The 217-nt window shown below is 64.5% G+C and carries 1 protein-coding gene; it reads right to left on the bottom strand.

Features of this window, described 5'->3' with window-relative positions; genetic code table 11:
* Window positions 1-217: hypothetical protein (locus ACL9RM_RS26835; protein ID WP_414126735.1), on the bottom strand; the 217-nt coding region annotated here is incomplete at both ends.

The following is a 217-nucleotide window of genomic DNA, read 5'->3' on the forward strand; positions in this document are numbered from 1 at the left end:
CTTCATGGAAGCTGTCGGTGCCAACATTCTGATGGCTCTCATCGCCGTCGTCCACAGCATCCGTCAGCTTGCCGGAGCCAATCGGCGCATTCGCCCGCTCCTCGCTGTACGACGCTTCGTCGTCCAGATACAGCACCGCCGCCAGCGCCAGCTCCTCTTCGCCGAGCCAGGCTTCGGCACGCTCTCGCAGCGGCGTTTGCGTCAGCAGCACCTTCGC

This window comes from Paenibacillus sp. S29 (assembly GCF_049319765.1).
GTDB lineage: Bacteria > Bacillota > Bacilli > Paenibacillales > Paenibacillaceae > Paenibacillus > Paenibacillus polymyxa_B.